This window comes from Roseovarius litoreus (genome assembly GCF_900142765.1).
Lineage (GTDB): Bacteria > Pseudomonadota > Alphaproteobacteria > Rhodobacterales > Rhodobacteraceae > Roseovarius > Roseovarius litoreus.
In genome coordinates, this window is record NZ_FRCB01000002.1 from 419,148 (window position 1) to 445,815 (window position 26,668).

Below are 26,668 nucleotides of genomic sequence, written 5' to 3' on the forward strand. Positions count from 1 at the left end.
GGAGGGGCGGAATACTGACGCTTCGGTCAACACTGACACAGGCCGTTTCTCATTGTCGGATTCTCTGGGTCCCATGACTGCGCCAAATTGGTAGACTCTTGTAGGCTTTTGTAATGGCGGAGTTTTTGTTGACGTATCCAGAAGCTTCGACCCCCGTCACGTTCGATCATGTTGGATCGAAAATCGACCTCGAGGCAACGGGCTTCGATGGACGGGAACTTCACGAGTTGCTTGCCCATGAGGATGGCGATCCGAAGAAATAGGAGACACCATGGCTCCGAGGCCAACCGGTGACGCGACTGGCGGTCCGTGGGTCCTAACTGACTTTGAGGAAAAGTCTAAAAAAGAGATATAATCGGTAGGCCCGATATGTGTTCTGAGTCTCTGGTCGTTCTGCGCTGCAAGAGCCGTTCGATCGCGCTTCACACCCCGCGCAGCGCGAAGCATGTACGGGTCGCACGGGTCGCGTTCCGGTCTATTCAGGCGCGCTATCGGCTTGAGGTTTGGATAGCGCGAATGTCCGCCCCCATGCGCCGCGAGATTTTCTCGGCCATTGCCTCCAATGATGTTACGATTTTCCTTTCCTCTTCGGATGTTAGTGCATCAGCGGGTATGCTGGCAGCTATGCCCGCGACCGGCATGTTCTGGGAATCGAGCACTATTTTGGCGTAACACCGCATACCGTCTGAAACCTGCTCATTATCAATGGAGTAGCCCAGTTTTTTAAACTGATTCAGCTCTTCCATAAGAGCGTCGAGGCTTTGCACGCTTGCAGGGGTTAGCGGCTCGGGCAGGCCGTCCGCGTAGAGGCGACGCACATCGCTTTCCCGCATATGCATCAGAAACGCCTTCCCCGTCGCGGTGAAAGCGGCAGGTAACCTTGCGCCAACGCTGAAACTGAAGAAACCTTGATATTTTTCGGAATTCCGTACGGCAAGATACACGACGTCAGCCCCATCGCGGACTGACAGTGTGATCGTTGCGCCAGGGAAATCCGAGTCTGAGTCCCAGATCGCAATGAACTCGTCCATCACGTCGATAGATCGACTGAACGCATTGGACCAACGCATCACGTGAGGTCCGATTCTGAAGCTTTGATCGTCGCGCCTCATGAGCAATTCATGCTCGACCAAAGTTGCGCAGATTCCATACGCCGTGCTTTTCGGTATCCCGACACGTCTGCTTATTTCTGAGATGGTAAGTCGTTCATCAGAGGAGGAAATCAGGTCCATGATCTGGATTGTCCGGGAGAGTGCCGGAACCAGACGCCGGGATTCTGATGGGCGCTGATTATCAACTTTTTCTTTTTGATTGGTTAGTTTTTTTAATTTGTCCATTTGCCATCATCCGGAATAGCGTTCAGAGACGTAGGGAGTGTTCAGCCTAGTGAACAGTTTGCGCACACGTCAAGAAGGTTAAACAAGAAAGTTTCTACACCTGACGTTGCGTTAAGCGTTCGAAAACAGCATGCGCTTGGGAGGGTGTATGATGCCGATGAGTGTGCGCGATTGGGCGGTGAAATTCAGCGATGCATCCGACAATGATCCGACCATTGCAGCAATGGCCAAATACTTCACCTGCAAGTACTTGTGGGACATGGAGGATGCCTCGGTCATCGTCGAAATGGTCGATGGCAAGGTCTACAGCATAAATATTGACCCTGGGCCAATGGACCCCTGGGACTTTGCACTGAGGGCATCGGCCCATACATGGCGCGAATTTTCGCGTCCGGTCCCAAAGCCGATGTACCACGGAATATACTCGGCAAGTTTCCGCAAGGACCTGAAGATCGAGGGCAATCACCTGATCCTCATGCAGAACCTGCGCAATTTCATCGTTCAGTTCGAACTGCTTCGCAAGATCGGCGTCCCGGTCTGAACCCGCGGCGTCCGCGTACCCGCTCAAGAGGAGGCCAGCATGGCAAAGCATTCACCAGTCATCGGACGCTACGTGACAATCGATGTTGATGGCTGTGAGTACAAGGTGTTCTACCTGCGCAACGGGCAGGGCATACCGCTGGTCTGTCAGCACACTGCCGGGTGTCATAACCATCAATGGCGCGATCTGCTGGAAGATGCCGAGGTCACCGAGAACTATGATGTCATCGCGTATGATCTTGCTCGCCATGGCAAGTCCGATCCGCCTCTCAACCGGGAGTGGTGGAAAGAGGAATACAAACTGACCGCCGACCATTACATGAAATTCATCAACGCGTTCTGTGATGCTTTGGAATTGCGAAATCCGATTTTCATGGGGTCTTCGTTCGGCGGCAACGTCGCGCTGCAACTCGCCCTGCATCACCCGGATAGATATCGCGCGGTGATACCGGTGGAGGCCGCACATTATGCGCCCGGTTTCTATATCGACTGGTGGCGCCATCCGCACGCGAACGCAGCGCAGGTTTGCGCCAGCGGTGTTTGGGATCTGATGGCCCCGCAAAGCCCGGACATGGACCGCTGGCTGACATGGCATTATTACACGCAGGGCTCGGAAACCTTCAAAGGGGACCTGTATTTCTACTCCGTGGACCATGATCTGCGTGGAAAGCTGGGTGGGATCGACACGTCGCGATGTCCGGTGGTGATGATGACCGGCACATATGACTACCTCACCCCACCCGAAGCGACCGAGGAAACGGCCCGCCAGATCCCCGGCGGTATATACATCGAGATGGAGGACATCGGCCATTTCCCGATGTCGGAAAATTACCCGCTGTTTCGGAACTACCTGAAAGAAGCTCTTCGCCTGATTGATGAGCGTAGCTGAGGCCGTATGGAGAGACCCAGATGAAGATCATTGAGTTCAATGAACGTGGTCAGCAGGTCGAAAGCGAGTCGCGCTCCATAACGCCGTCTTCCGGAACATCGTTCCTTGCAAAAAGCCCGTCCATCCCGAGTCGCCCCAAGGTGTCGGTCAGCGCAGGCGTCGAGCTTCACATGTTCCAGACGGGCACGCTTCGGACCCGAAAGCACAATATCAAGATGAACCAGGGCGAGGAAATGTGGGAAATACCCGTGCCTTGGTACCTGTTGAAACACCCCATGGGCAATGTGGTCATCGATGGCGGAAACGCGGCCGAGGTCGCAATCGACAAGCGGGCGCATTGGGGTGATGTGGTCGACACCTACGATCCGCATATGGGGCTCAAGGAAAACTGTGTCGAGCAGTGCCGCTCCGTCGGCGTGGAACCCGAAGATGTGCGCTATGTTGTGATGTCGCATCTGCATCTGGATCATACCGGTGCGGTCGGGCGTTTTCGCAATGCGCAGCATATCGTCCAGCGTGCGGAATATGACTATGCGTTCAATCCGCAATGGTTCGCGGCGGGCGGCTATATCCGGGCGGATTTTGATCGTCCGGGCCTCAACTGGAAATTCCTCGGCGGAGAGATGACCGACAATTTCGATCTCTTCGGTGATGATGTTATCAAGATGATCTTCACGCCTGGTCATTCGCCCGGGCATCAAAGCTTTCTCATCACCTTACCGAAAACCGGGCCCATCCTGCTGACCATTGATGCGGCTTACACGATGGATCACTTTGAAAACAAGGCCTTACCTGGCTTTCTTACATCCGCCCAAGATGCGGCCAACTCAGTCGCCAAGCTACGTCGGATCGCCGAAAGGACCGGGGCCAAGGTAATAGCGGGCCATGACATGCGACAGTGGGAAGGCATGCTGCACGCGCCCAAGTCGTTCTACGCATGAACAAGATGCTGCAAGCACGGGCTGGCAGCGCCACCAGGGAGGAGAACCAATGAAACTTTTGAAAACCGCAGCGATGATTGCCGGATTATCGGTGATCGGCGCGATGGGGGCGCAGGCGGAGGGGCTCGACGAGCTGAACCCCGATGTCGTAGAGCGTCTCTACAACCCCGAGCTGCTGGACCCTATGCAGCCAATCGGCGCTAGCGCGTTCCGCGATTTCGTGGCCAAGAACCCCCCGCCATGGAAAATCGGCTATGCCAGCTCTTATGCGGGCAATACGTGGCGCGCGGGCGTCATGCAGGAATTGCAAGACGAGATCATTCCCAAGTGGAAAGAGCTTGGCCTGCTGGACGAGGTGATCATCACTCAGTCCAATCTCAATGACAGCACCCAGATTCAGCAGATGCGCCAGCTGGTCGATCAGGGTGTCGATGCCATCTTCGTGTGCTGCTCGAACCCGACAGCGCTGAATCAGACCGTGAAATATGCCTATGACAACGGCGTTCCAGTGTTTTCACTGACCGGCTATCTGACATCGCCTTATTCGGTCAATTCCTCGGTCAACTACCAGGTTGCCGGATTTGAACTGGGCAAGTGGATGGCAGAGGAAATCGGAGGCGCGGGCAATGTTCTCGTCGTCGAGGGCATTCCGGGCACGTCCGGTTCCGATAGTCAGGACCGCGGTATTAAGGCGGGTCTCGCGTCATATCCGGATATCAAGGTCGTCGGTTCGATTGCGGGTATGTGGACCGACCAGGTCGCCCAAGGCGAGGTCCAGAAATGGCTCGCGACCAATCCGGGCAAACTGGACGGTATCGTGGTGCAATCGGCGGCTGAAATGGGGGTCTTGCGGGCCTTGCAACAATCGGGCCGCGCCGAGGTTCCGATCACCATCGGCGGCGAGCTTGGTGCGCTTTGTTACTGGCGCAACAATCCCGATTACGTGTCGGCTGTCTATCAGGTCTGGCCGCCTCAGAACGAGGTCCAGCTGATCTGGAACATCATGATGCGTACGCTTCAGGGGCAGGGACCGAAGATCCAGTCGATCCTCGTGGACCCCATCCGCATGACCTATGAAGACATCGAAAAGCTGGTCCCTGCCGATTGCAACGAGCAGGATCCAGGCTGGCTGCGGGTTGCGCCCGAAGCCTGGGGCCTGGATTCGGCTTTCCTGGACGATTTCTTCCTGCGTCCGGCTGATCCCACCAAGTTTCTCGAGAAATAAGAGAGCCTGACAAGACAGGGCAAGGCCGCGCGAGGCGGCCTTGCCATCTGCACCAAGATGACCTCCAAGGGTATCGCTCGGACATGCAAGCCCCAACCGAACAGGCCACAACTGCCGCGAGAAGGGAGACGGTGTCGATCAAGGACGTGAAGAAGTTCTTTGGTCCGACCCGCGCGCTCGACGGAGTGTCGTTCTCGGCGGTCGAGGGGGAAATCCATGCGATCGTCGGCGGCAACGGATGCGGCAAGAGCACGTTGGCGAAAGTGATTTCAGGCATTCTGCCAATAGATGGCGGCGCGGTTACCGTGCTGGGAGAAACGCCGAACTCCCCGGCCGAAAGTCGCGCCATCGGCATATCGACCGTCTATCAGGAAGTGCTCGTGGCGGACGAAAGCACGGTCGTCGATAACGTGTTCATGGGGTCGGATTCCCTTTTTACGAAATCGGTGTCCTATGACGAAAAGGTGGCGCGCACCGCCCAATTGATGCGTGATCTGTCCGGTGAGGACGTGGACCCGCACGGCCTTGTCGGCAACCTTCCCTTGGGCCTCAAACAATGGATCACCATCGCGCGTGGCATGCTCAGCGCGCCCCGCCTGCTGATCCTGGACGAAAGTTCAGCAGCGCTCGATTTCGACAGCACCGAGCGGTTGTTTCAGAAAATGCGGGACCTTCGTGATGGCGGCGTGACGATCCTGATCGTGACGCACCGGATCGCCGAACTCGTGCGCATCGCGGACCGGGCGACGGTGCTGCGCGATGGCCGTGACGTGGCGGTGCTGGAAAAACAAGAGATCACCGAGCGCAACTTGCTTGCAGCGATGACCGGCGAAGAAGCCGACGCGGCGCAAGGCAGTCTTGTCGCGCCTCAGCCCCAGAGCGACGAAATCACGATGCGGGCCGATGGCCTTGTCCTTTGGCCGAATGGCAAGAGCTTCGATTTCGAATTGCGCAAAGGCGAGATCGTGGGCGTTGCCGGTCTGGACGGGCAGGGACAGGACAGTTTCGTTCGTGTCCTCGCGGGCGTTCAATCCGCCGAGGCCGGTCTGCCCTTCATCATGACGGCTCAGGGCGAGGTAACTCCCGTCCGTGACCTGTCCGATGCGGTCGCGGGCCGCGTCGCGTATGTGTCGGGCGATCGCAAGCGTGAAGGAATTTTTGCCAGCCTGTCGATCTTTGAGAACATGGTCATGCCGCTCTATGCCCAGAAGAAAAGCGGTGGGGTGCTGGGACTGATCGACTGGGAGACGCTCAACACGATTTTCGATCGGGAAACCCGGAATCTGATGATCAAGTTCGGGGTGAAAAGCGACAGGATCACATCACTCTCGGGCGGCAATCAGCAAAAGGTGCTGATCGGGCGGGGCTTTGCGCAACGACCCAACACGATCGTTCTGAACGACCCCGCGCGCGGCATCGATGTCGGGGCCAAGACGGAACTCTACAAGCATCTGAGAAGTTTCGCGGAAAGCGGTCGGTCGGTCGTCTACATGTCTTCGGAAATCGAGGAATTTATCGGGTTCGCCACGCGGGTGATCGTGTTCCGGGACGGCGCCCCTTTCGATGCGTTCGATGGTCGACGGTTTGACACCAAGCGGGTTCTCGAGGCCATGTTCGGGCAGACCGACGGCAGCGGTCTGGACACGGTTTATGGGCTGACGCCGACGCGCTCGGCCAATGCAGGCGACAGTGTCACTCCAAGGGATCGCAAGATCGGTTCGGTCGTCTATCCCCCTGCGGATGGCAGCTTGCCTCCGATCCGGGTCGTGCAGACACAACCCGATCCCGTGAAGGCTTTCGACCGTAGCAAGATCCGGATCGTTGAATTCGGACGCGACGGCCAGATCGCCCGGCAGGGACGGCCATGAAGATCGCCGAGATCAAGGACCCGGTCGCCGTCGAGACCGAGACCGTCGAGACGCCGCGCAGCACTGCAGGGCGGTCGGATCCATCGATGATTGTCCCGATCACCCTGTTTTACGTGCTCATGATTTTTGCCGTGATCCGCTCACCAAGCCTGGTCAGCGCATCGGGGATTGGCAGCGCGGTGATCGTCGCAACGCCACTGATCCTGGCGACTTATGCGCTGATGGCTTCGGTGATTTCGGGGCGTGGCACGGTCGATCTGTCGATTGGGCCTCTCATTGGGTTCATCAACGTCACGCTCGTCCAGTTGGTGACAGCGGGATATTTCACCAATCCCTTCGCGTTCTTCGGCCTCGCCTTCCTGCTGGGCGCGGCCTATCAGCTGATTTTTGCGCTGATTGTGGTTTACGTTCGTGTCCAACCCATCATCGTGTCGCTCAGCGGTTTTCTCGCGCTTTCAGGGATCAATCTGGTGATCCTGCCGCGACCGGGTGGCATGGCACCAGAGTGGATGGCGACCTGGGGACTGGGAACGACCGTTTTTTCCCCAGTCCTCTGGCTGCTGGTGATTGCGACACTGGCGTGGGTCCTGTTTACGCGCACGGCGTTTTACACGCATCTGCGTCTGATGGGGTCGGATGAACGTGCGGCCTACACCTCGGGTGTTCCCATCGCGATCGTTCGTATCGGCGCGCATATCATTTCAGGCCTTTTCGCCGCCCTTGCCGCCATAACCTTTACCGCCCTCATCTCATCGGGAGATCCATCCCAGGGCACCACATATACCTTGATTGCCGTCACCGCGCTGGTGCTTGGCGGTGCCTCACTGGCGGGGGGAAGGGCAAGCGTCTTCGGTTGCGCTCTTGGTGCGTTGAACCTCTACTTGATTACCTTCGTGCTGGCCACGTTCAACTTTGGCGCGGTGCAGAGTTTCGTGACCGATCTGGCCTATGGCACGATCCTCGTTATCTCGCTGCTTCTGACCCTGGTTCTGCCGCTGATCCAACGCTATGCGCGGAATTTCTCGCCATTGCTCTACTTCGTGGCGCTCGGGGTGGTGGTATTGGGCGTCGTTCTGCACGCGACATATGATTACGGCACGGTTTCCGCTGCCTATGTCGTGCCGCCTTTCCCCGGACCGCTCGACGCGGTGAGCACCATGCGGGGTATGTTCGAGACCGGAGCGCTGGATCCACAGACCGACGCGTTGCGCGCGGCTGCGCGTCCGCTGATCTGGGGTGTTGTGATCCTCGTGGTTCTGGCCGGACTGGCCCGTGTGGCGGTGACCGAAGGCAGGACACGTGACGTCGGCCCGTTGGTGTTTCTCGTGATTGGGCTGATCGTTCTGGTCACGGCCTACTCCATCAGTCAGCCCAATGGCTTCTCCTTCGGCACCGGCTCGGATGCCCCGCATGAGGAGCGCAATCCATGAGCCAGACAGACACCAGCCCCCAACAACTGAGCCTTGCCACCCGCTTGTTGGGGTTGATCGCAGGCGGCATATTGACCCTGCTGAGCGTCATCTTCGGTTTTGTCCAGGATCAGCCTGTTCAAAGCATCATCCTTTATGCGCTGGCCACGATGGCGCTGTTCTTCTGGGCGTGGAAGTTCATCCTTCCGCATTTTCTGGTCGAACGCGAACATACAGAAGACACGCATGGACCCGGCCCGTTTCGGCGTATCTGGATCGACTATCGGCCGTCGCTGATCGGTCTTGCGCTGATTGTTCTTGCTTTCTTCATTCTGGCGGCAAGCATCGACGGATTTCTAAACGGCTGGAACGTCCTGTCGCTGATCATCCTGTTGGCCATCATCGTCGCCACGCGCACGATCGGCCCACTCTTCGAGACAAACCGCTCGGCCTTCATTGGCATTATGGTCCTGATCGGGCTGTTTTCTGTCGGTGCCATGAATATCGAAGGATTTTCTTCGGGCTGGAACATCAAGTCGATGCTGCTCTTTGCCTCTTTCCTTGGTCTTGCGTCGGTCGGACAGACCCTCGTTGCGCTGTTGGGCGGGCTGGATTTGTCCATTCCCTTCGTGATCGGTGCGGCGAATGTGGGCCTGTTGTATCTGATCAGCCTCGGGGTGCCGCCATGGCTGGCGTTTTGCATCGTGCTGGTCATCGGGGCGTTGCTTGGGGTGGTCAACGGCCTGCTCAGTTATCGTCTTCAGGGGCAGGCGCTCATCGTGACGCTTGGCACCGGGTTCGCCATTTCGGGCGGGGTTCAGATCATCACGTCCATCGGGACGGCCTATGGGGGCAACGTCTTCGGCACGGTTCCCGGTTGGCTGTCCAATCTGGCGGCCATGAATGGCAAGACATTCGGCATTCCGGTGCCTGCCGCCATCTTCATCTGGGCTCTGACCGCGCTCATTCTGGTTGTAGGGCTCCGCGTGACAGTTTACGGCCGCTATCTCTATGCTCTCGGGGTGAACCGGATATCAGCGAAACGGGTGATGATCTCGGAGCTGAAATACTGGGTCATGGCCTACACTGTCTCAGGGTTCTTCTCGGCATTGACCGGAGCGCTCCTGCTCGGCTGGTCGGGGGGCGGCTTCATTGGCGTGGGTGAGCAGTATCTGTTCCTTACGCTGGCGGCTGTGGTCGTCGGGGGGACATCCCTTCTGGGCGGGCATGGCGGCTACGGCTTTACCGTCATCGGCGTTCTGGTGCTTCAGGTCCTGTCGTCGTTCCTCGTCGGAATCGGTCTCGATTACGAATGGCAGCAATTCATCTACGGCCTGCTGATCCTACCCATGGTCGCGCTCTACGCGCGCTCTCCCCACATACGCACGCAGATATGACCGGACTCGAGGATCATATGAATTGGAGGTTCGCTACATGACCGTCTTTGAAACACCAGACCTGACTGCGGCAAGCTATTCGGCGGCACTCTTCGGATTGATCGCCACGAGTGTGCTCTTGCTGATGGGCACGGCTTGGGTCAGGGGGCACTGGAAGCTGGTCGTGACGCTGTGCGCCTGCTCCACCATCATCGGGGCGCTGGCCGCGTATGAGGCCCGGGCCGCCTGGCAAAGTGGGGCCGTCCCCGTGGTTTACCATTATGTCGGCTGGGTCGTGACGATGCCCATTCAGGTGCTGGCGCTCTTCTTCATGGCCAATTGCGTTGGCAAGGTCTCGATGGGCCTGTTCTGGCGGCTGGTCGTTGTCTCGGTTCTGATGGTTTTCGTCCGCTACCTTGGCGAGGCAGGATACATGCATCCGACCCTTGCCTTCCTCATCGGGTTGATCTTCTGGCTCTACATTCTGGGAGAGCTGTTTTTCGGCAAGATGGATCTCGCGATCCGGGATTCTCTGAACAAGCCGGTGATCAGAGGCTACTTCTGGCTCCGTCTGATCGTGACCGTCGGCTGGGCGATCTATCCGCTTGGCAATTTCATCACCAGCTTTGGCGGATATGATGACGGTGGCGCGTTGGCAGTCGCCTACAACGTGGCCGATTTCCTCAATCGCATGGCTTTCGGTGCCGCTGTCTTGTCTGCTGGCATGCTCGCCATGCAGTCAGCCGATGAAAAGGTCCAAGGCTGATGCGAATTCCTGATGATATGAACACTCTACCTGGAGGGCTGATGCCATGAACGGTGCAGACGTTATTGCAATCATAATTCTTGCCGCCATCGTAATCGCAGTCTGTGCCTATCTCTTGCACTGGCTGTACCGAAGGTCGACCAAGGATATTTCCTTTGTCCGGACCGGTTTTGGTGGTGAAAAGGTCGTCATGGGCGGGGGGGCGTTCGTGCTCCCGATCCTGCACGACATCACCGAAGTCAACATGAACACCCTGCGCCTCGAGGCGATCCGGGCGCGTGAGAAATCTCTCATCACCAAGGACCGGATGCGGGTCGAGATGACGGTGGAATTCTACGTGCGTGTCGCTCCCGATGAAGCTTCCGTGGCCACGGCGGCCCGGTCTCTGGGGCGGCGGACGCTCAACCCGGATCAACTGCGCGAACTGGTGGTGGGCCGTTTTGTCGATGGCATGGGGGCCGCCTCAGCGGTCATGACGCTGGAAGAGATTCAGGAGAACCGCCGCAAATTTGCGCAGGAAGTCCGCAAGGAAGTGGCCGAAAGCCTGGCGCTCGACGGGCTGGAGCTTGAATCGGTCTCGCTGACCTCTCTGGATCAGGCCGATATCTCGATGTTCAACCCCTCGAACACCTTCGACTCGGAAGGTTTGACCCGGCTTGTCCAACAGATCGAAAGCCGTAAGAAAACGCGCAACGATATCGAAAAAGACACGGATATCGCGATCCGTTCCAAGAACCTAGAGGCCGAGAAAAAGGCCCTCGATATCGGACGGGATACGGAATACGCGCGGCTGTTGAATGAATCCGAGATCTCGATCGAGCGTGCGCAGCGCAAAGCCGAAATCGCGCGCGAGAACGCAGCGCGAGAGCGCGAGATCGAAGAAATCCGCATCACCGAGCGTGAACAGGTCGAGCGTGCGCGCATCAAGAGCGAAACCGAGATCGAGTCGATGGAGATCAAGCGCCGCGAGCAGATCGAGATCGAAGAACAGCAACGCGAAATCGCGCTGTCGCAGAAATCGAAGGAACGCTCCGAAGTCCAGGCCCTGACCGAGGAGGCCGTTGCCGCCGCCACCGAGGCGCGCGAACGCGTCCACACGATCCGCGACGTCGAAATCGCCAACCGCCACAAGACGGTCGAATTGATCGAAGCGGCCAAGGACGCCGAACGAGAAGCTGTCCGCATGAAGATCCTTGCCGAAGCCGAGGAGCGGGCAGCGCAAAACCGGGCAGAAGCCGTGCGCATCGCGGCCTCCGCTGAGGAAGAGCGCCTGCGTGTCGAAGCGGAAGGCGCCACCAAGCTCAACGAGGCTGAAAACCTTCGGTCGGAGGCCAGCCGCCGCAGCGCCTTGCACAAGCGTCTTGTCGATAATCTGCCGTCGATCATCCGCGAAAGCGTCAAGCCGATGGAACGGATCGGCGAGATCAAGATCCTGCATGTGGATGGTCTGCCCGGCTTTTCCAACGCAGCAGGTGGCGGCGGCGAGGGCGGCTCTGGCAAGGGCGACGGAAGCTCACCTCCGAGCGAGGGAAATCTCGCCGATCAGGTGGTCCAGTCCGCTCTGAGATATCGCTCGCAAGCCCCGTTCGTGGATCAACTTCTGGGTGAGATCGGTATGGATCCCGGGAACATTCACAGACCCGAGGCCCTCCGCGATCTTTCCAAGATCGTCTATTCCGAGCCGGCATCAGCGAGCGATGGACCCGCCCCGAAAGGGCCCAAGCGGCAATCCCCATCCAAGAAGTGATCGCCCTCCCGCAGCCGGCGGCTGCGGGGATAAACTGAACAGGAGGCGCAGCCATGAACGAGCGAAACAATGCCGTCGACCGGAGCCTTCTGGTATTCGCTGTCTGGGCGGCGATCGGCTCTATCGGTCTGTTGCTGATAATCGAAGGGTTCCAACAAGACGTTTACTGGATCGCTCTGACCGGCATTGGCTGCATCATCAGCACATTTTGTGCGCATATCATCGTCAATGCAGTCTACGGCACGGGCTTCAGTACAGGTGAAACCGCACTTGGACTCACCAGTTTCGGGGTCTTGGTGCTGGTTTTTGTGCTGTCCGTTCTAGCGGGCGGTGCCTCGGCCACGGATTTCTACATCGGGCTGACCCTGTTTGGGACGCTGATCGTCGGTTTCCTGACCTATCTGCTGACCCGGCATGGCTTGCGCGGGGCGTTCTCGAAATTTCATGTGTCGGTCGGGCATGACGTGTCTGTTCCCAACGGGAAGGGGTAGCCTGAATGCCAGCTCCATCGCCTGTCATGTGGATCTTGTTGTTCGGGTTCGTCTATATTGCCGTCGTGCTCTTCTGGGCCCGCCAGGCTGCCACGGCCAATGGAAACTACCAGAGCTATTTTTCAGCGGGCCACTCTCTGTCGCCTTGGGTCAGCGCGCTGGTGCTGGCCGGCAGTTCCGTGTCCGCGTGGTTCACCCTTGGCTCTGCCGACATCCTGGCGCGCGACGGCTTCGTTCACGGATATCTCCTGCAGGCTGGTGTCTTGTTGGCGCTGCCGGGCGTCCTCTTTTTCAAGCGCAGTTGGTTCATCGCGCAACGCTATCGGGTCTCGTCCCAGGCCGAGCTTTTCAAACTGTATTACGACAGCCAGGCCCTTGTCGTCATCGTCGCCTGCGTGGCGCTGTTGTTCGCGGTGGGTTTTGCCGGCATGCAACTTCGTGCGATCTCGCAGATCGCATCGTCTGTGTCCGGTGGGTCGATCTCGGCCTTTACCATAGGCTGCGCACTCAGCCTCATACTGCTGGGCTACGTCGTTATCGGTGGGATGCGGGCAATCGGATTTCTTGGGGTCTTGCAAACGGTCAGCCTGATCTCTGCCACTCTGGTTCTGAGTTTTCTGATCTTGGTCGAGGCGGGCCTGATCGGGGCGATCAACGCGCGGATGCAGGCCTTGGCGGCAGACAGTGTCGGGGCTCAGGCTTTCGAAGTCAGCGGCGTGATCCAATTCGTGGCAGGGCTCGGGCGGGGCAGTTTCTATGACCATCCTGTTTCGGCTGTCACCAATCTGAGTTCCGCCTATGCCCTGCTCGGGATCGGCCTAAGCCCATTCGCCCTGAAGATTGTTCTGTCCACACGCAACACGAAGGCAATTGCCGCGGGGCAAACCTGGGTTCTGGCAGGGTTCTTTGGATTGCTTGTTCTTTTGCCCGTCGGTGTTATCGGAGCCGCGGGCCTTGGCAGGGCGGAATTCATCAGCCACAGCTATCTGGCGGCTCTGGCCCAGTCTTCGCCATGGCTAACGGCGTGGGTTGTGCTGGGCTTTGCTGCCGGGATGCAGGTGATGGCCGGATTGGCGCTTCTGGTAGCGGCAGAGACTGTTGTTCGTCATGTCTACAAGCCCTTCTTCGCAAGCGCGATGTCGCGCAGGCAGACTGTTACCCTGACCCGGATCTTTGTGGCTGTTCTGGCGGTTGTTGTCGTGTTGATGGCCTTTCTTGCACCGGTCAGCACGTCGGCTCTGGGGGCTTTTGCGCTATCGGCATCTGCGCAGTTGTTGATCCCGATGCTGGGTCTGTGTTGGTTCGGCTGGATGACACGCCCGGCTGTGTTGGCCGGCGTGGGTTTCGGTTTGTTCGCGGCCTTCGTGACCGACGCGCTCGGGATCGGCATTCTGGGCTATCTGGGATTGGACGTGCCATGGGGCCGCTATCCCTGGACCATCCATTCGGCCGCGTGGGGCCTGTTTTTCAATATTCTCGTGTGCCTGCTGGTCTCGGCCATCAGCCAGAACGCCGCCAGAACCGAGTTTCGACAGCATCTGCGGGCCTTCGTTTCCGAGGCGTTGAGCGGGCAGGGGACGGCTCCTTTGAACAGCTATGCCTGGGCGGCCGGGCTTGCTTGGGGATTTCTTGCGGTGGGGCCGGGGCTGATCTTCGGGAACTATGCCTTTGTTAGTGATGGCGGCTGGAGCATGGATTTCCCATCGCTTTGGGTCTGGGCCATGCTGTTCTGGCTACTGGGGGTGACCCTTGTTTGGCTTCTCGCGTACCGAATGCAGATGGCGTCGCATGTCGATTTGGACATCACATCCTATGAGCCACCCCCGACCCTGCGGCCCGACCAATCCGCCGCAGAGGCACGACGTCTGAGAAGCCTGATCATTTTCGCTCTGGCAGGCGCGGGACTGATCATCCTGACGGTCTGGAGTTTTGGGGGTGCGGGATGATGTTTTGCCCAAAGAGCACAGATGCCTGTCCGGGCTTGGCGTGCAGAAACACAGGATGAAGGATCGCTCATGACGCCTTTCACATTCAACACCTCGCCCAGCATTCGATTCGGTGCCGGAATCATTGCCAATCTGGGTGACATCGTGCGCGCGGAAATCGGTACGCGGGTGCTTCTGGTGACCGATCCCGGCATGATGGCGACCGGGATCGTGGACCAGGTCTGCGATGTGCTCCGGGCGGCAGAGGTGGACATCGTGCTCTATGCCGATGTTCAGGCTGATCCGCCGGAAGCGGTCATCGAGGCGGCGACGCAGGCCGCTCAGACCGGCTCTGTCGAGGGGGTCGTCGGTCTTGGGGGCGGTTCGTCACTCGACGTGGCCAAGTTGGCGGCGCTCTTGGCAACCGGGCAGCAAAACCTTTCCGACATCTATGGTGTGGGGAATGCCCGTGGCCCCAAACTCCCCTTGATCCTGATCCCGACAACCTCGGGCACCGGGTCGGAAGTCACGCCGATCTCGATCGTGACCACCGGCAAGAGCGAGAAGATGGGCGTGGTCTCGCCGGTTATCCTGCCCGAGATCGCCTTGCTCGATCCCGATCTAACACTGGGTCTGCCCGCCCATGTCACGGCCGCGACCGGTATTGATGCCATGGTCCACGCGATCGAGGCTTACGCTTCGGCCAGCCCAAACAACAATCCCGTGTCGCGCAGTCTCGCGAAAGAGGCTCTGCGATTGATGGGCGGCGCTCTGGAGCGGGCCGTCACGACGCCAGATGACATCGCAGCGCGCACAGACATGCTTCTGGGGTCGATGCTGGCCGGGCAGGCTTTCGCCAACTCGCCGGTCGCCGCCGTGCACGCGCTGGCCTATCCGATCGGTGGCCATTTCAAGGTGCCGCACGGGTTGTCCAATGCGCTCGTGCTTCCGCATGTGCTGCGCTTCAATGCCGTGACTTCGCCTGAGCCTTATGCCGAGATCGCCGCCTGCGCCTTTCCCGCGCTCGAAGGATTGGCGTCACAGGCGGCTGCGTCGGCCTTTATCGAGGCGATGCAAGAACTTTCGGAGAGGTGTGGCTTGCAGCAGCACTTGCGCGATGTGGGAATTGCGCAGGACGATCTGCCCCTTCTGGCCCGTGATGCGATGAACCAGACACGGCTGCTCGTGAACAATCCGCGTCCTTTGACAGAAGCGGATGCGCTGGCGATCTACAAGGCCGCTTGGTAGGCATGCTGGAATACGGGGTCTGCGTGATCGGATGAAAGGGTTAAGCACATTCAAACAGTCGCTTTCGCGTTTGAATAAAAGCCGGCTGCCCTGCTTTGAAAATACCTCTTGCGTCTCGCGAAGGAAGTTGGATCTGATGTTGGCGACCGTGTTCTGTTGCCAGTCAATGCTTTGCCCGATCCAGAAATTCGCAAACGTCACGCCGACCTTGTCTTCTCGTGTCGATCCGACCGATTTCGATAGGGTTAGATATGATGCCTGAACTGGGTAGCTGATCCGACATGAAATATTTCCCTCATCCGATCACCAAGATAAATCTGAAACTTATCCAGGGATTTGTGCTTGTTGCCCAGCAAAAGAGCTTCAAGCGCGCCGCAGATTTGTCGGGATTCACGCAATCGGCAATGAGCGCGCAGATACGTACTCTGGAAGAGCAGTTGGGGACCCCATTGTTCAATCGAACAACGCGTCATGTGGAGATGACCGAAGAGGGTGAACACCTGTTCAAGAGTGCAAAACACGCCATGGAAGAGATCAGTGCAAGCCTGCTGGATATTCAGAACGCAATTGACCTCAGGGTGGGGCATGTGGACATTGTCTGTTCACCGGCCTTTGCCATGGGGGGGCTTGGCGAGCTGATCGCGGAATTCAGCAAGGAATGCACAGATATCAGCATATCTATCCGTGAAGCGAGTATTGACGGGATCGTGAGCGCACTCATGGTTGACGGGTTCGATTTCGGTATCGGACCAATGGTTGATGTGCCGGACCTCGACTTTGCCCCTTTAATCAGTGATCCGATCGTGGCGGTGTATCCAAGAGCCATGATTGCGACGAGGGCAAAAAGCGTGTCCATCGAAGATCTGGCCAAATTGCCGCTTTTGTTGCTGCATAAATCGACGTCACTCAGGCAGCAATTGGACGCGATTGCCTTGGAGAAAGGGGTCATGCTGCACGGGCAATACGAATTTTCTCAACCCTCGACGCTGGTTGCGATGGCCGAAGCTGGTCTTGGTGTTGCGTTGGTGCCAGAGGCGGTTGCACGGCAGCAGCATTTGGTGGCCTCGAGCATTCTCAAGATCAGGGATGTAAAACTGCGGCGCATATACGCGATCATCACTCCGGCAGCGAAAAACCTTTCACCGGCCGCGCGCCGGATGGTTCAAATCCTGAAGAGCAAGAGCGGGACCCATGGAAAGGTTTTGCTAGATCAATGACTGCTGCAATGCCCGACGCCCGGGATAAATTAACTCAACCATCCCAATGGGCCGCATCTTAGAGCCGCACGACATTACAAATGCTGCGCTTTGCCTTGCGTCTTACGAGGCCGCGTTGTGCTGCCTCTAGGGTCAGCCGGCGCCGTGGGGCGCAGTCCGCAGCATCAGCCAGCGTCGCCTTCTGTTATCATGAGCCGCTCAAGCAAGCCTCGCATCCCATCCGGTATGGTGACCGGGCGGCTCGTCTCTCGGTCCACATATACGTGGACGAAGCGCCCTTGCGCAGATGCGGTTTCGCTGTCGCTGCCGAATACGGCAAGTTCATAAGTCACGCTGGAATTGCCAAGACGGCCCACACGCAACCCGACCTCGATTGCTTCCGGGAAAGCCACGGGAGAAAAATAATTGCATTCGGAATGAGCCACCAGTCCGGTTACCGTGCTGCGCCGAATATCCAGAACACCGCCCCGGATCAGATACTCGTTCACCGCCGTGTCGAAAAACGAATAATAAGCGACATTGTTAACGTGCAAATAGGCGTCATTATCCATCCACCGGGTAGTTATAGGGCAGAAATGGGCAAACGCGTCGCGGTGTTCGGGGATAGGACGATCGCTCATCAATTGCTCCAAATCACTGCGTTTTCTACCAGTAGAGTCCGCATGTTATCACAGCATCACGGAATTGGTTGGACTGTCCAGAGAATCTGGTTGGTGGACAATCATCATGAAGCGATCAGAGCTGTATCGAGGTGCCAAGACGCAGCTTGGCTGCAATCCGTTTTGACGTAGCCTGTGCAAAAAGTAGCACTGCTTGTTGAGTTATCCTTCGTCATGGAGTTCACGCGCTGCTGCCATGGCAGAATGCGCTTCCCTCTGTCGCCGTGGAAGCTCAATGACTGGATGCATGAGAACGGCATCGAAATGCATTCTGAATATGCAGAGGGTTTCATATCAGCGCACGCCCTGACCTGACAGTTTGATCGTGTCTGCGCTTGGTGCAACAGGCAATATAATCGCAAAACCCTTGCAAGGCTTAGGCAAAGGCCGGATCACCAAAGCCATGGCTCTGTCACCCCGATCGTTGCGCCGGTCGTCCGTGTGGTGTCTGCCGCTGCCGACAGGGCAAGGTGCCCTGCCGCCACGCCACATGACGCTAATCCGCGGCACTCTGTGCGAGCGATGCCGTGTCCAGCCCGGATTGATGGAGGAGTTCATCCACCACGTCATCGACACCTGTTCCCTTGCGAAGAGATGTCATGAAAAACGGTCTGCCTCCGCGCATTGCCATTGCGTCGCGCTGCATCGCGTCAAGCGATGCGCCGACATGCGGGGCCAGATCGATTTTGTTGATGATGAGAATGTCGGATCGTGTCAGCGCCGGGCCACCTTTGCGCGGAATGTCTTCGCCCGCGGCCACGTCGATCACATAGATCGTCAAATCGGCCAGTTCCGGGCTGAAGGTGGCGGACAGGTTGTCGCCGCCGGATTCGATCAGGATGATATCGAGATCGGCATGCCGTGCCTGCATCTCGGCCACGGCCGCCAGATTGATCGAGGCATCCTCGCGGATCGCGGTATGCGGGCAACCGCCGGTTTCGACCCCCAGCACCCGATCGGCGGGCAGGATCTGCATCCGCATCAGCGCCTCGGCATCTTCCTGTGTGTAGATATCGTTGGTGATGACCGCGATGGAAAAGCGCGTTTTCAGGGTCTCGGCAAGGCGCGCGGTGAGGGTTGTCTTGCCCGCGCCGACAGGGCCGCCGATCCCGATGCGCAGAGGGCCATTGAGAGTGGTCATGACTGAAAAAGCCTCGGTTGCTGGGTTTCGTGGAGCAGGGATGCGATATCCGACAGGAATGCATTGCTATATAGGTCGCGTGCCTCGGCCTCGGCTGTCTCTTGCGCGATCCGCTGGCAAAGGGGGGACAGGGCAGCGAGCACGGCTTGTCCTTCGGTCTGACCCAGTGGACATATCCGCACTGCCGCAAGGATTAGGTTCGAGGCAAAGCTCTGCAGATAAAGACCCGCCGCGTCATATCCGTCGATCCCTTGGAGTGCTGCCGCATGCCCCACCGCCACGGGCAGCACCACATCCGGCAGGGTCAGGCCCCAGACCGCATTGGTCGTGCGCACAAAGGCCGAGCCTTGCCGCTGCGCTTCGCGCTGTCGTTCCTGCGAGCAGGCAAAGGCGCGGACCTCGGCATCAAGCCTCAGGATATCCGCACATTCTTCGGCGCGATAGGCCCGCCAGAGAAACCCGGCGTCAGCCCGTCCCGAGCCGTGATCAAGCACATCCTCCATCCAGAGCTGCAGGCTGCCCGCGTCATGCACCGCCCCTTGCGCCATCGCGGTTTCAAGCCCGTGCGAATACGCGAACCCTCCAAGCGGATAGCTTGGCGACAGCCATTGCGACAGCGTCAAGAGGCCGGGGTCAATGGGCATGTGCGCTGGCCCCGTGGTCATGCCCGTGGGTGCGCCCGTGGCCATATGCGCCACCTTCGGGCGTAAAGGGCGCGAGGGCCGGTTCCATCGTGGCGCCCAGATGCTCCAGCATATGAGCGATCACCGGATCGTTCTGGATCAACAGGCGGCTCGCCTCGATCTGGCAGGGCGTGTGCCGGTTGCCGATATGCCAGGCGAGCCGTGGCAGAGCCGGGCCGGTGACGATCAGCACATCTTCGGCTGCGGCACGGACCACCACCCGGCTGCCATCCTCAAGCTCAAGCGCGTCGCCGTCATCCAACGAAGTGCTTTGCGCCAGATCGACGATGAAATCGCGCCCCTCATCGGTGCTCAGACGTTTGCGGCGCAGAAAGCGCCCGTCGTAATCCAGCGTGCAGGTCTCGGCCGGTCCCGACCAATGGCCTTTCCGGAGCAGACGCTGTGCAATGGGAAGTGTCGACATCCGGGCCCCTCAGAACATGAAATAGCGTTGCGCCATCGGCAGAACCTCGGCGGGCTGACAGGTCAGCAATTCGCCATCGGCGCGCACTTCGTAGGTTTCGGGATTGACCTCGATATGGGGCGTGGCGTTGTTCAGGATCAGGTCTTTCTTGCCGATATGTCGTGTATTGCGCACCGCAAGTGTGCGCTTGGCCAGCCCGAGAGAGGCGCCGATGCCTTCGGCCTGTGCTGCTTCTGACACGAAGGTGACGGCGGAATGTTCGACCGACCGGCCGTAGGCGCCGAACATCGGCCGGCTGTAGACGGGCTGCGGCGTCGGGATCGAGGCATTGGGATCGCCCATTTGCGCCATGACGATGCTGCCGCCCAGTAGGACCATTTCAGGCTTCACGCCGAAAAAGGCCGGGCTCCACAGGACCAGATCGGCACGCTTGCCGATCTCGATGCTGCCGATCTCATGGGCGATGCCGTGGGCGATGGCGGGGTTGATGGTGTATTTCGCAATATAGCGGCGGACGCGCAGGTTGTCGTTCTCGCCGGTTTCGTCGCTCAGCCTGCCGCGCTGTTTCTTCATTTTGTCTGCGGTCTGCCATGTGCGGATGATCACCTCGCCCACTCGGCCCATCGCCTGACTGTCCGAGGCAATGATCGAAAACGCGCCCATGTCGTGCAGGATGTCTTCGGCGGCGATGGTCTCGCGGCGAATGCGGCTTTCGGCAAAGGCCACATCCTCGGGGATCGACTTGTCGAGATGGTGGCAGACCATCAGCATGTCGAGATGCTCTTCCAGCGTGTTGACCGTGAAGGGGCGCGTCGGGTTGGTCGAGGAGGGCAGGACATGATCCTCGCCACAGATGCGGATGATATCCGGGGCATGCCCGCCGCCCGCGCCCTCGGTATGAAAGGCGTGGATCGTGCGACCCTTGATGGCAGCAAGGGTGTTTTCCACAAAGCCGCTTTCATTCAGCGTATCGGTGTGGATCATCACCTGCACGTCCAGCGCATCCGCAACCCCCAGACAGCAGTCGATGGCGCCCGGCGTCGTACCCCAGTCCTCATGCAGCTTGAGCGCGCAGGCCCCGGCCAGGATCTGTTCTTCCAAGGCAGCAGGCAATGACGCATTGCCTTTGCCAGCAAATGCCAGGTTCATCGGGAAGGCATCTGCCGCCTGCAACATGCGCCCGATATGCCACGGACCCGGCGTGCAGGTCGTGGCCAATGTTCCATGCGCGGGGCCGGTTCCGCCGCCCAGCATGGTGGTCAGGCCGGAATGGAGCGCGTCGTCGATCTGCTGCGGGCAGATGAAGTGGATATGGCTGTCGAAGCCGCCTGCGGTCAGGATACGGCCCTCGCCGGCAATCGCCTCGGTTCCCGGACCCACGATGATGTCGACACCGGGCTGGGTGTCGGGGTTTCCGGCCTTGCCGATGGCGTGAATACGCCCGTCGCGAAGGCCCACATCGGCCTTGTAGATGCCCGTGTGATCGACGATCAGCGCGTTGGTAATGACCGTATCCACCGCGCCCGCCGCGCGTGTGATCTGGCTTTGGCCCATGCCGTCGCGGATCACCTTGCCGCCACCGAACTTGACCTCTTCCCCATAAAGCGCCGTGTTCGGCCCGGTGCCGCCATGAACCGCCGCACCCGCGCGTTCCGTTATCAGGTCGCGTTCGACCTCGATGATCAGATCGGTATCGGCCAGCCTGAGCCGGTCGCCCACGGTTGGTCCGAACATTGCGGCATAGGCGTCGCGCGTGATCCTTGCTGGCATCAGAGATCTCCCATGACCTGTTGGTTGAAGCCGAAAATGCGCCGCGCGCCCGAGATCGGAATCAGGGTGACTTCGCGGCGCTGGCCCGGCTCGAAACGCACGGCGGTGCCTGCGGCGATGTCCAGACGCAGGCCGCGTGCCGCGTCCCGGTCGAAATCGAGGGCGGGGTTGGCTTCGGCGAAATGGTAATGGCTGCCCACCTGAACCGGCCGGTCGCCGGTATTGGCGACCATCAGCACGGTTTGCTCGGCGCCCGCGTTCAGCGTCAGATCGCCTTCGGCGGGGAACAACTCACCGGGGATCATGCGGGCACCTTCCTGAGATCGCGCAGCAGCGTCAGAGCCAGCACCGCAGTCCATGTCAGAAGCAGCAGCAGCGCGGCAGGCAGCCATGACCGCATCGCATCATCGAGCACGATGGGCGCGATATCCGCCACGGCGGGCATCGTGGCGGCCAGAAGAACGAAGGGCAGAACAAGGGGCAGCATGGAAATGTCTCCTTCTTTGGCAGGATCAGCGGATCGGATTATGAACGGTCACAAGCTTGGTGCCATCGGGAAAGGTGGCCTCCACCTGCACGTCGTGGATCATTTCGGGCACGCCCTCCATGCATTGCTCGCGGGTGACGACCTGAGCGCCGGCTTCCATCATGTCGGCGACGCTGCGTCCGTCGCGCGCGCCCTCGACGACAGCATCGGTGATGAGCGCGATCGCCTCGGGGTGGTTGAGCAGAACGCCGCGCGCAAGGCGCTTGCGGGCGACTTCGGCGGCCATGGCAATCAGCAACTTGTCTTTCTCTCGGGGCGTCAGGTTCATGGATCACAATCTCCAGGAAATGGGCAGGGATGCATCGCTCAGCGCATCTAGGATCGGCAAAAGATGTTTGCGCAACTCAAATCCGTCCGGGCATACCAGGCGCACGGTCAGGGTGGTTTCGTTCAGAAGTCCGGCCCCGCCTGTCGCGGGCAGATACGCGCGGACCTGGGCCAGACGGGCAGGGGCGTCGGGCGCCACATAAAGCAGGCTGGCCATGGCGGCGGCCCCGGCGGCTACCGCCGGGCGCGACAGCTGTGCCGCGATATCGCCCGACAGCCAAATGCCGTCCAGATAGAGAGGGCTGCCATCCCGCGTCACCTCGATCCGGTCGCGAAAGCTGCCTTGGTTCACCGCCTCGCCCATCAGGGCGCGTCCGAAAATGACCGGCTCGACCATCAGCAGCCGCGCCTCCGCGTCCAGATCGATGCTCAGCCGGCGGTCGATTGCGCAGCCGTCAAAAAGGATCAACTCCTGTGGAAGCCAATGCAGCAGGGCGTTCTTGGCAACGCTGAGCCGCGTGCGCACATGCGCCGTTTCACCCGGCAAAGCCCGATAGGCGCGTTCCGCCGCCTGTGTCGTCAAGCTGAGCCGGGTTCCTTCTCCGGCATGAGCCGTCAGCTGGAACCGGTCGCCTCCCGCAAGCCCGCCTGCCGTGTTCACGACGATGCACTCAAGCTGATCGCGGGTTCGGGGAAACACCGCCTTGAACGCACCGGACTGGCGCAAGCCATCGATCGCGCTGCGCCCGCCTACATGCTTTGACGACAGGACGATTTCGCCGCGCGCACGAGGTTGCAACGATCCGCGAAGATTTGAGGGCTGCAGGGTTATGGCGATGCTCCGCGCAAGGTGTTGTGCGTCATCTTCACCATGCGGCGGCGGCGGGCGAGAGGCGCGCTGGTCATTGGGTATCGTTTTGAGTGGGTGATGCTCAGTAATTAGGCGACGTGCATCAAAAATACCCGTTTTATAATCGCTGTAGTGGTGTGCGATCATCGGGGTCGCGATAGTGACGGGGGCGGGCGCCGCACGCTCCCGACCCCGTCTGGCCGACGCTGTTGCGACACAGCGTGGCGCAACCCGGTCTAGTGCGAAATCATCCAGGGGCGCTTAGTCGGAAAGCTTTTCGATCCGTCCGGCCGATAGAGCGTTTTCGAATTCTTCTTTTTCGCGGATCCGCCGCAGCACCCGCAGCCCGGACCATGAGAGGACCGCTTGGGGCTATCGGCCGAGCGCTCGTTCGTTTCATGCGCGCGTCTGGTGCCGCTGGACAGGGTGGCCAGTCTTGGCACGGACAGAAGAACGCGCGGCGATGTCGCGCCGCAATCCGGGCAGTCGCAGGGATCGGAAAACCGGCTGATCGGGGCGATTTCCTCGAACGGGCCGCAGGCATCGCACATATATTCGTAAAGGGGCACGTCATCTCTCCTCAGGCTATATGGCCGGCCCTGTCAGGGGCCGGCTTTGGTTTTCGGGATGCGTTCAGAGATCCGGGGCGAGCGGAATATCGATGCTACCGTCGAGATATTTCGTCGGCCCGTTCGCGTTCGGCATCATGTCCCATTCGAAGATATCGTTGGGCAGCCAGAGCGTGGCGCAGGCATTGGGAATGTCCACCACCCCCGAAATATGCCCCTGTACCGGTGCGGTGCCAAGGATCGCGTAGGCCTGTGCGCCGGTATATCCGAATTTCTTGAGATATTCGATCGCATTGAGACAGGCCTGCCGATAGGCGACATGCACGTCGAGGTAATGCTGTTCACCGCTTTCATCGACGCTGATGCCTTCGAAGATCAGGTAGTCGTCGTATTTCGGCGTGATCGGCGACGGCCGGAAAATCGGGTTCTTCACCCCGTATTTGGACATGCCGTCCTTGATCAGCTCGACTTTCAAATGCAGCCAGCCCGCCATTTCGATGGCGCCGCAGAAGGTGATCTCGCCGTCGCCCTGGCTGAAATGCAGATCGCCCATCGAAAGGCCCGCGCCGTCCACATAGACCGGGAAATAGATCTTGCAGCCCCGGCTGAGGTCCTTGATGTCGCAATTGCCGCCATGTTCGCGCGGCGGCACGGTGCGGGCAGCTTCGGCAGCGGCCTTGTCGCGCGCCTCGCCCTTCATGGCCCCCATATGGGCGGCCTGGGTGTTGGGCAGGGCGGCCAGCGGCGGGACGCGCTCGGGATTGGTGTTGAACAGCTTGGTTTCACGGCTGTTCCACATGTCCAGCATCTTGCGGTCGGGCAGACAGCCGATCAGACCCGGATGGATCAGGCCCGCATATTTGACGCCCGGCACGTGGCGTGACTTGGTGAACATGCCGTCGAAATCCCAGATGGATTTCTGTGCTTCGGGGAAATGCTCGGTCAGGAAACCGCCACCGTTCTTTTTCGAGAAAAAGCCGTTGAACCCCCAGAGCATCTCTTCCTTGGCGCCGATATCAAGAATGTCGACCACCAGCAGGTCACCCGGCTCGGCCCCTTTGACGCCGATCGGGCCGGAGAGGTAATGCACCTGTTCCAGTTCCACGTCGCGCACGTCCGAGGCGTCGTCGTTGTTCTTGATCTGACCGCCCGTCCAGTCATAGGTCTCGATCTTGAAATCGTCGCCGGGTTCGACCCAGACATTTATCGGAATGTCCGGATGCCAGCGGTTATGCACATTTTCATTGGTGTGCGGATCTTCCGACAGATTGACTGAGATCAGAGTGTTGGACATGGGTATCTCCCTGTATTGCTTGGGTTTTAGACAGATAGGAATTTCGAGACCTTGGCCTCGTCGATGCCCGCGCGGGGGCTGTCATGGACGAAATTGCCGTTTTCGATCACCACCACACGGTCGGCCACGTCCAGCGCAAAACTCAGCACCTGTTCGGAAACGACGATCGACAGCCCCTTGTTGTCGCGGATCTGGCGCAGGGTTCGGGCCATTTCGCGGATGATCGATGGCTGGATGCCCTCGGTCGGCTCGTCGAGCAGCAGGACCTTGGGGTTCGAGGCCAGCGCCCGGGCAATGGCCAATTGCTGTTGCTGGCCACCGGACAGGTTGCCGCCGCGCCGGTTCTTCATTTCCAAAAGCACAGGAAAAAGCTCGTAGATTTCCTCGGGCACGGTTTTCTGACCAGTCACGGTCAACCCGGTCTCCACGTTTTCCTGTACGGTCATCGCTGAAAAGATCATCCGCCCTTGCGGGACATAGGCGATGCCACGCGCCACGCGCTGGTGCGATTTGAGGCCGGTCACGGGCGTGTCGCTCACGGTGATGGTGCCGCTTTTTTCAGGCACGATCCCCATCAGGGTCTTCATCAGCGTGGTCTTGCCCATGCCGTTTCGGCCCATGATCGCGACGATCTCGCCGGGTTCGACCTTGAAGTCGATCCCGTGCAATACTTCGCTGGCCCCATAGGCGGCGCGCAAGTCTTGAATGTTCAGCATGACGGTATCCCTTCAGTGGCCCAGATAGACTTCAATGACTTTGGGGTCGCTCTGCACGCGTTCCATGGACCCCTCCGACAGGGTCTTGCCCTGATGCAGAACCGTCACGCGCGTGGCGATATCGGCGACAAATCCCATGTCGTGCTCGATCACGATGACGGAGCGGTCTTCGATGATCCGTTTCAGCAGCTCGGCCGTTTTCTTGCGTTCGGCGACCGACATGCCGGCAACAGGCTCGTCCAGCATCAGAAGTTCCGGGTCCTGGATCAGCAGCATCCCGATCTCCAGCCATTGTTTCTGGCCATGACTGAGGAACGCGGCCTTTTCCTCCAGCAGATCTTCGAGAAAGATGGTCTCGGCGATCTCCTGAATGCGGTCGCGCACCTTGTCGTCGCGTCGGAACGCCAGAGCCCCGAAGACGCCGTGACCCTTTGGATAGCTCAGCTCGAGGTTTTCGAAGACGGTCAGATCCTCGTAGACGGAAGGGGTCTGGAATTTCCGCCCGACGCCGGCATGAACGATCTGGTCCTCGCGCATGGTCAGCAATTCCTTGTCCTTGAACGTCACGCTGCCGCTGGTGGCGCGCGTGCGTCCGCAGATCAGATCGAGCACCGTGGTCTTTCCCGCGCCGTTCGGGCCGATGATGACGCGGCATTCGTTGGGTTCGACGTAAAAGCTCAGATCATCCACCGCCTTGAACCCGTCGAAGGACACGGTCAGCCCCTCGACCTTTAGGATGAAGCGTTCGTTGGGCACATTCATCTGTCGT

General features: G+C 59.3%; 28 protein-coding genes. 14 read left to right on the forward strand and 14 right to left on the reverse strand.

The window, feature by feature from the left end:
- The first annotated feature begins 125 nt into the window (after positions 1-125).
- Positions 126-263 (forward strand): hypothetical protein, encoded by a 138-nt coding sequence (locus F3H35_RS18800; RefSeq protein ID WP_188129884.1) that lies wholly within the window; start codon positions 126-128, stop codon positions 261-263.
- 225 nt (positions 264-488) lie between these two features.
- Here the strand turns inward: F3H35_RS18800 and F3H35_RS06215 are convergent, their stop codons facing one another.
- Positions 489-1,337, reverse strand: a complete 849-nt coding sequence (locus F3H35_RS06215) for an IclR family transcriptional regulator (protein WP_149778736.1) — start codon at positions 1,335-1,337, stop codon at positions 489-491.
- A gap of 130 nt (positions 1,338-1,467) precedes the next feature.
- On the opposite strand from F3H35_RS06215, the gene F3H35_RS06220 reads away from it, so the two are divergent.
- From F3H35_RS06220 to F3H35_RS06280, 13 genes are all read left to right on the forward strand, one after another.
- Positions 1,468-1,878 carry a hypothetical protein gene (locus F3H35_RS06220; protein WP_223228322.1) on the forward strand — a complete coding sequence of 137 codons (411 nt, stop codon included), beginning with the start codon at positions 1,468-1,470 and terminating at the stop codon, positions 1,876-1,878.
- A gap of 39 nt (positions 1,879-1,917) precedes the next feature.
- Positions 1,918-2,766 carry an alpha/beta fold hydrolase gene (locus tag F3H35_RS06225; protein WP_149778737.1) on the forward strand — a complete coding sequence of 283 codons (849 nt, stop codon included), beginning with the start codon at positions 1,918-1,920 and terminating at the stop codon, positions 2,764-2,766.
- Between the two features lie 20 nt (positions 2,767-2,786).
- Positions 2,787-3,707 (forward strand): AttM family quorum-quenching N-acyl homoserine lactonase, encoded by a 921-nt coding sequence (gene attM / locus F3H35_RS06230; RefSeq protein WP_223228323.1) that lies wholly within the window; start codon positions 2,787-2,789, stop codon positions 3,705-3,707.
- A gap of 49 nt (positions 3,708-3,756) precedes the next feature.
- A complete protein-coding gene (locus F3H35_RS06235) occupies positions 3,757-4,932 on the forward strand; it encodes an ABC transporter substrate-binding protein (protein ID WP_149778738.1) in 1,176 nt (391 codons plus the stop codon).
- Positions 4,933-5,015: 83 nt separating this feature from the next.
- Positions 5,016-6,800: a sugar ABC transporter ATP-binding protein gene (locus F3H35_RS06240; RefSeq protein ID WP_149778739.1), complete on the forward strand. Its 1,785-nt coding sequence runs from the start codon at positions 5,016-5,018 to the stop codon at positions 6,798-6,800.
- Entirely contained in the window at positions 6,797-8,230 is a 1,434-nt protein-coding gene (locus tag F3H35_RS06245; protein ID WP_149778740.1) for an ABC transporter permease, read from the forward strand. Before F3H35_RS06240 ends, F3H35_RS06245 begins: the two co-directional genes overlap by 4 nt.
- Positions 8,227-9,606 (forward strand): ABC transporter permease, encoded by a 1,380-nt coding sequence (locus tag F3H35_RS06250; protein ID WP_223228324.1) that lies wholly within the window; start codon positions 8,227-8,229, stop codon positions 9,604-9,606. Before F3H35_RS06245 ends, F3H35_RS06250 begins: the two co-directional genes overlap by 4 nt.
- A gap of 37 nt (positions 9,607-9,643) precedes the next feature.
- Positions 9,644-10,351 (forward strand): bacteriorhodopsin, encoded by a 708-nt coding sequence (locus F3H35_RS06255; RefSeq protein ID WP_149778741.1) that lies wholly within the window; start codon positions 9,644-9,646, stop codon positions 10,349-10,351.
- A 46-nt stretch (positions 10,352-10,397) separates the two neighbouring features.
- Positions 10,398-12,098 carry a flotillin family protein gene (locus tag F3H35_RS06260; RefSeq protein WP_149778742.1) on the forward strand — a complete coding sequence of 567 codons (1,701 nt, stop codon included), beginning with the start codon at positions 10,398-10,400 and terminating at the stop codon, positions 12,096-12,098.
- 53 nt (positions 12,099-12,151) lie between these two features.
- On the forward strand, positions 12,152-12,589 hold the full coding sequence (locus F3H35_RS06265) for a hypothetical protein (RefSeq protein ID WP_149778743.1): 438 nt from the start codon (positions 12,152-12,154) through the stop codon (positions 12,587-12,589).
- A 5-nt stretch (positions 12,590-12,594) separates the two neighbouring features.
- Complete coding sequence (locus F3H35_RS06270) at positions 12,595-14,535, forward strand: sodium:solute symporter family transporter (protein ID WP_149778744.1); 1,941 nt, start codon at positions 12,595-12,597, stop codon at positions 14,533-14,535.
- Between the two features lie 69 nt (positions 14,536-14,604).
- A complete protein-coding gene (locus F3H35_RS06275) occupies positions 14,605-15,762 on the forward strand; it encodes an iron-containing alcohol dehydrogenase (RefSeq protein ID WP_149778745.1) in 1,158 nt (385 codons plus the stop codon).
- 281 nt (positions 15,763-16,043) lie between these two features.
- Positions 16,044-16,979: a LysR family transcriptional regulator gene (locus F3H35_RS06280; RefSeq protein WP_149778746.1), complete on the forward strand. Its 936-nt coding sequence runs from the start codon at positions 16,044-16,046 to the stop codon at positions 16,977-16,979.
- A 164-nt stretch (positions 16,980-17,143) separates the two neighbouring features.
- On the opposite strand, the gene F3H35_RS06285 is transcribed toward F3H35_RS06280, so the two are convergent.
- The 13 genes from F3H35_RS06285 to urtD all read right to left on the reverse strand — a co-directional run bounded on the left by F3H35_RS06285 (position 17,144) and on the right by urtD (position 26,661).
- Positions 17,144-17,599: an acyl-CoA thioesterase gene (locus F3H35_RS06285; protein ID WP_149778747.1), complete on the reverse strand. Its 456-nt coding sequence runs from the start codon at positions 17,597-17,599 to the stop codon at positions 17,144-17,146.
- Between the two features lie 535 nt (positions 17,600-18,134).
- A complete protein-coding gene (ureG, locus tag F3H35_RS06290) occupies positions 18,135-18,779 on the reverse strand; it encodes an urease accessory protein UreG (protein ID WP_149778748.1) in 645 nt (214 codons plus the stop codon).
- Positions 18,776-19,423, reverse strand: coding sequence for an urease accessory protein UreF (locus F3H35_RS06295; RefSeq protein WP_149778749.1), 648 nt, complete (start codon positions 19,421-19,423; stop codon positions 18,776-18,778). The genes ureG and F3H35_RS06295 overlap by 4 nt, the downstream gene beginning before the upstream one ends.
- The gene (ureE, locus tag F3H35_RS06300) at positions 19,413-19,886 is read right to left on the reverse strand and encodes an urease accessory protein UreE (RefSeq protein ID WP_149778750.1); all 474 of its coding nucleotides are present in this window, start codon (positions 19,884-19,886) and stop codon (positions 19,413-19,415) included. Before ureE ends, F3H35_RS06295 begins: the two co-directional genes overlap by 11 nt.
- A gap of 9 nt (positions 19,887-19,895) precedes the next feature.
- A complete protein-coding gene (gene ureC, locus F3H35_RS06305; RefSeq protein WP_149778751.1) occupies positions 19,896-21,656 on the reverse strand; it encodes an urease subunit alpha in 1,761 nt (586 codons plus the stop codon).
- Complete coding sequence (locus F3H35_RS06310) at positions 21,656-21,961, reverse strand: urease subunit beta (RefSeq protein ID WP_149778752.1); 306 nt, start codon at positions 21,959-21,961, stop codon at positions 21,656-21,658. Before F3H35_RS06310 ends, ureC begins: the two co-directional genes overlap by 1 nt.
- Positions 21,958-22,143 (reverse strand): hypothetical protein, encoded by a 186-nt coding sequence (locus tag F3H35_RS06315; protein ID WP_007815884.1) that lies wholly within the window; start codon positions 22,141-22,143, stop codon positions 21,958-21,960. The genes F3H35_RS06310 and F3H35_RS06315 overlap by 4 nt, the downstream gene beginning before the upstream one ends.
- A gap of 25 nt (positions 22,144-22,168) precedes the next feature.
- A complete protein-coding gene (locus tag F3H35_RS06320) occupies positions 22,169-22,471 on the reverse strand; it encodes an urease subunit gamma (protein ID WP_007815886.1) in 303 nt (100 codons plus the stop codon).
- 3 nt (positions 22,472-22,474) lie between these two features.
- On the reverse strand, positions 22,475-23,269 hold the full coding sequence (locus F3H35_RS06325; protein ID WP_149778753.1) for an urease accessory protein UreD: 795 nt from the start codon (positions 23,267-23,269) through the stop codon (positions 22,475-22,477).
- Between the two features lie 287 nt (positions 23,270-23,556).
- Positions 23,557-23,889 carry an FmdB family zinc ribbon protein gene (locus tag F3H35_RS06330; protein ID WP_149778754.1) on the reverse strand — a complete coding sequence of 111 codons (333 nt, stop codon included), beginning with the start codon at positions 23,887-23,889 and terminating at the stop codon, positions 23,557-23,559.
- A gap of 64 nt (positions 23,890-23,953) precedes the next feature.
- Positions 23,954-25,183, reverse strand: coding sequence for a formamidase (gene fmdA / locus F3H35_RS06335; RefSeq protein ID WP_149778755.1), 1,230 nt, complete (start codon positions 25,181-25,183; stop codon positions 23,954-23,956).
- Positions 25,184-25,209: 26 nt separating this feature from the next.
- Positions 25,210-25,899, reverse strand: a complete 690-nt coding sequence (gene urtE, locus F3H35_RS06340; protein ID WP_149778756.1) for an urea ABC transporter ATP-binding subunit UrtE — start codon at positions 25,897-25,899, stop codon at positions 25,210-25,212.
- A 12-nt stretch (positions 25,900-25,911) separates the two neighbouring features.
- Positions 25,912-26,661, reverse strand: coding sequence for an urea ABC transporter ATP-binding protein UrtD (gene urtD / locus F3H35_RS06345; RefSeq protein WP_149778757.1), 750 nt, complete (start codon positions 26,659-26,661; stop codon positions 25,912-25,914).
- Positions 26,662-26,668 lie beyond the last annotated feature (7 nt).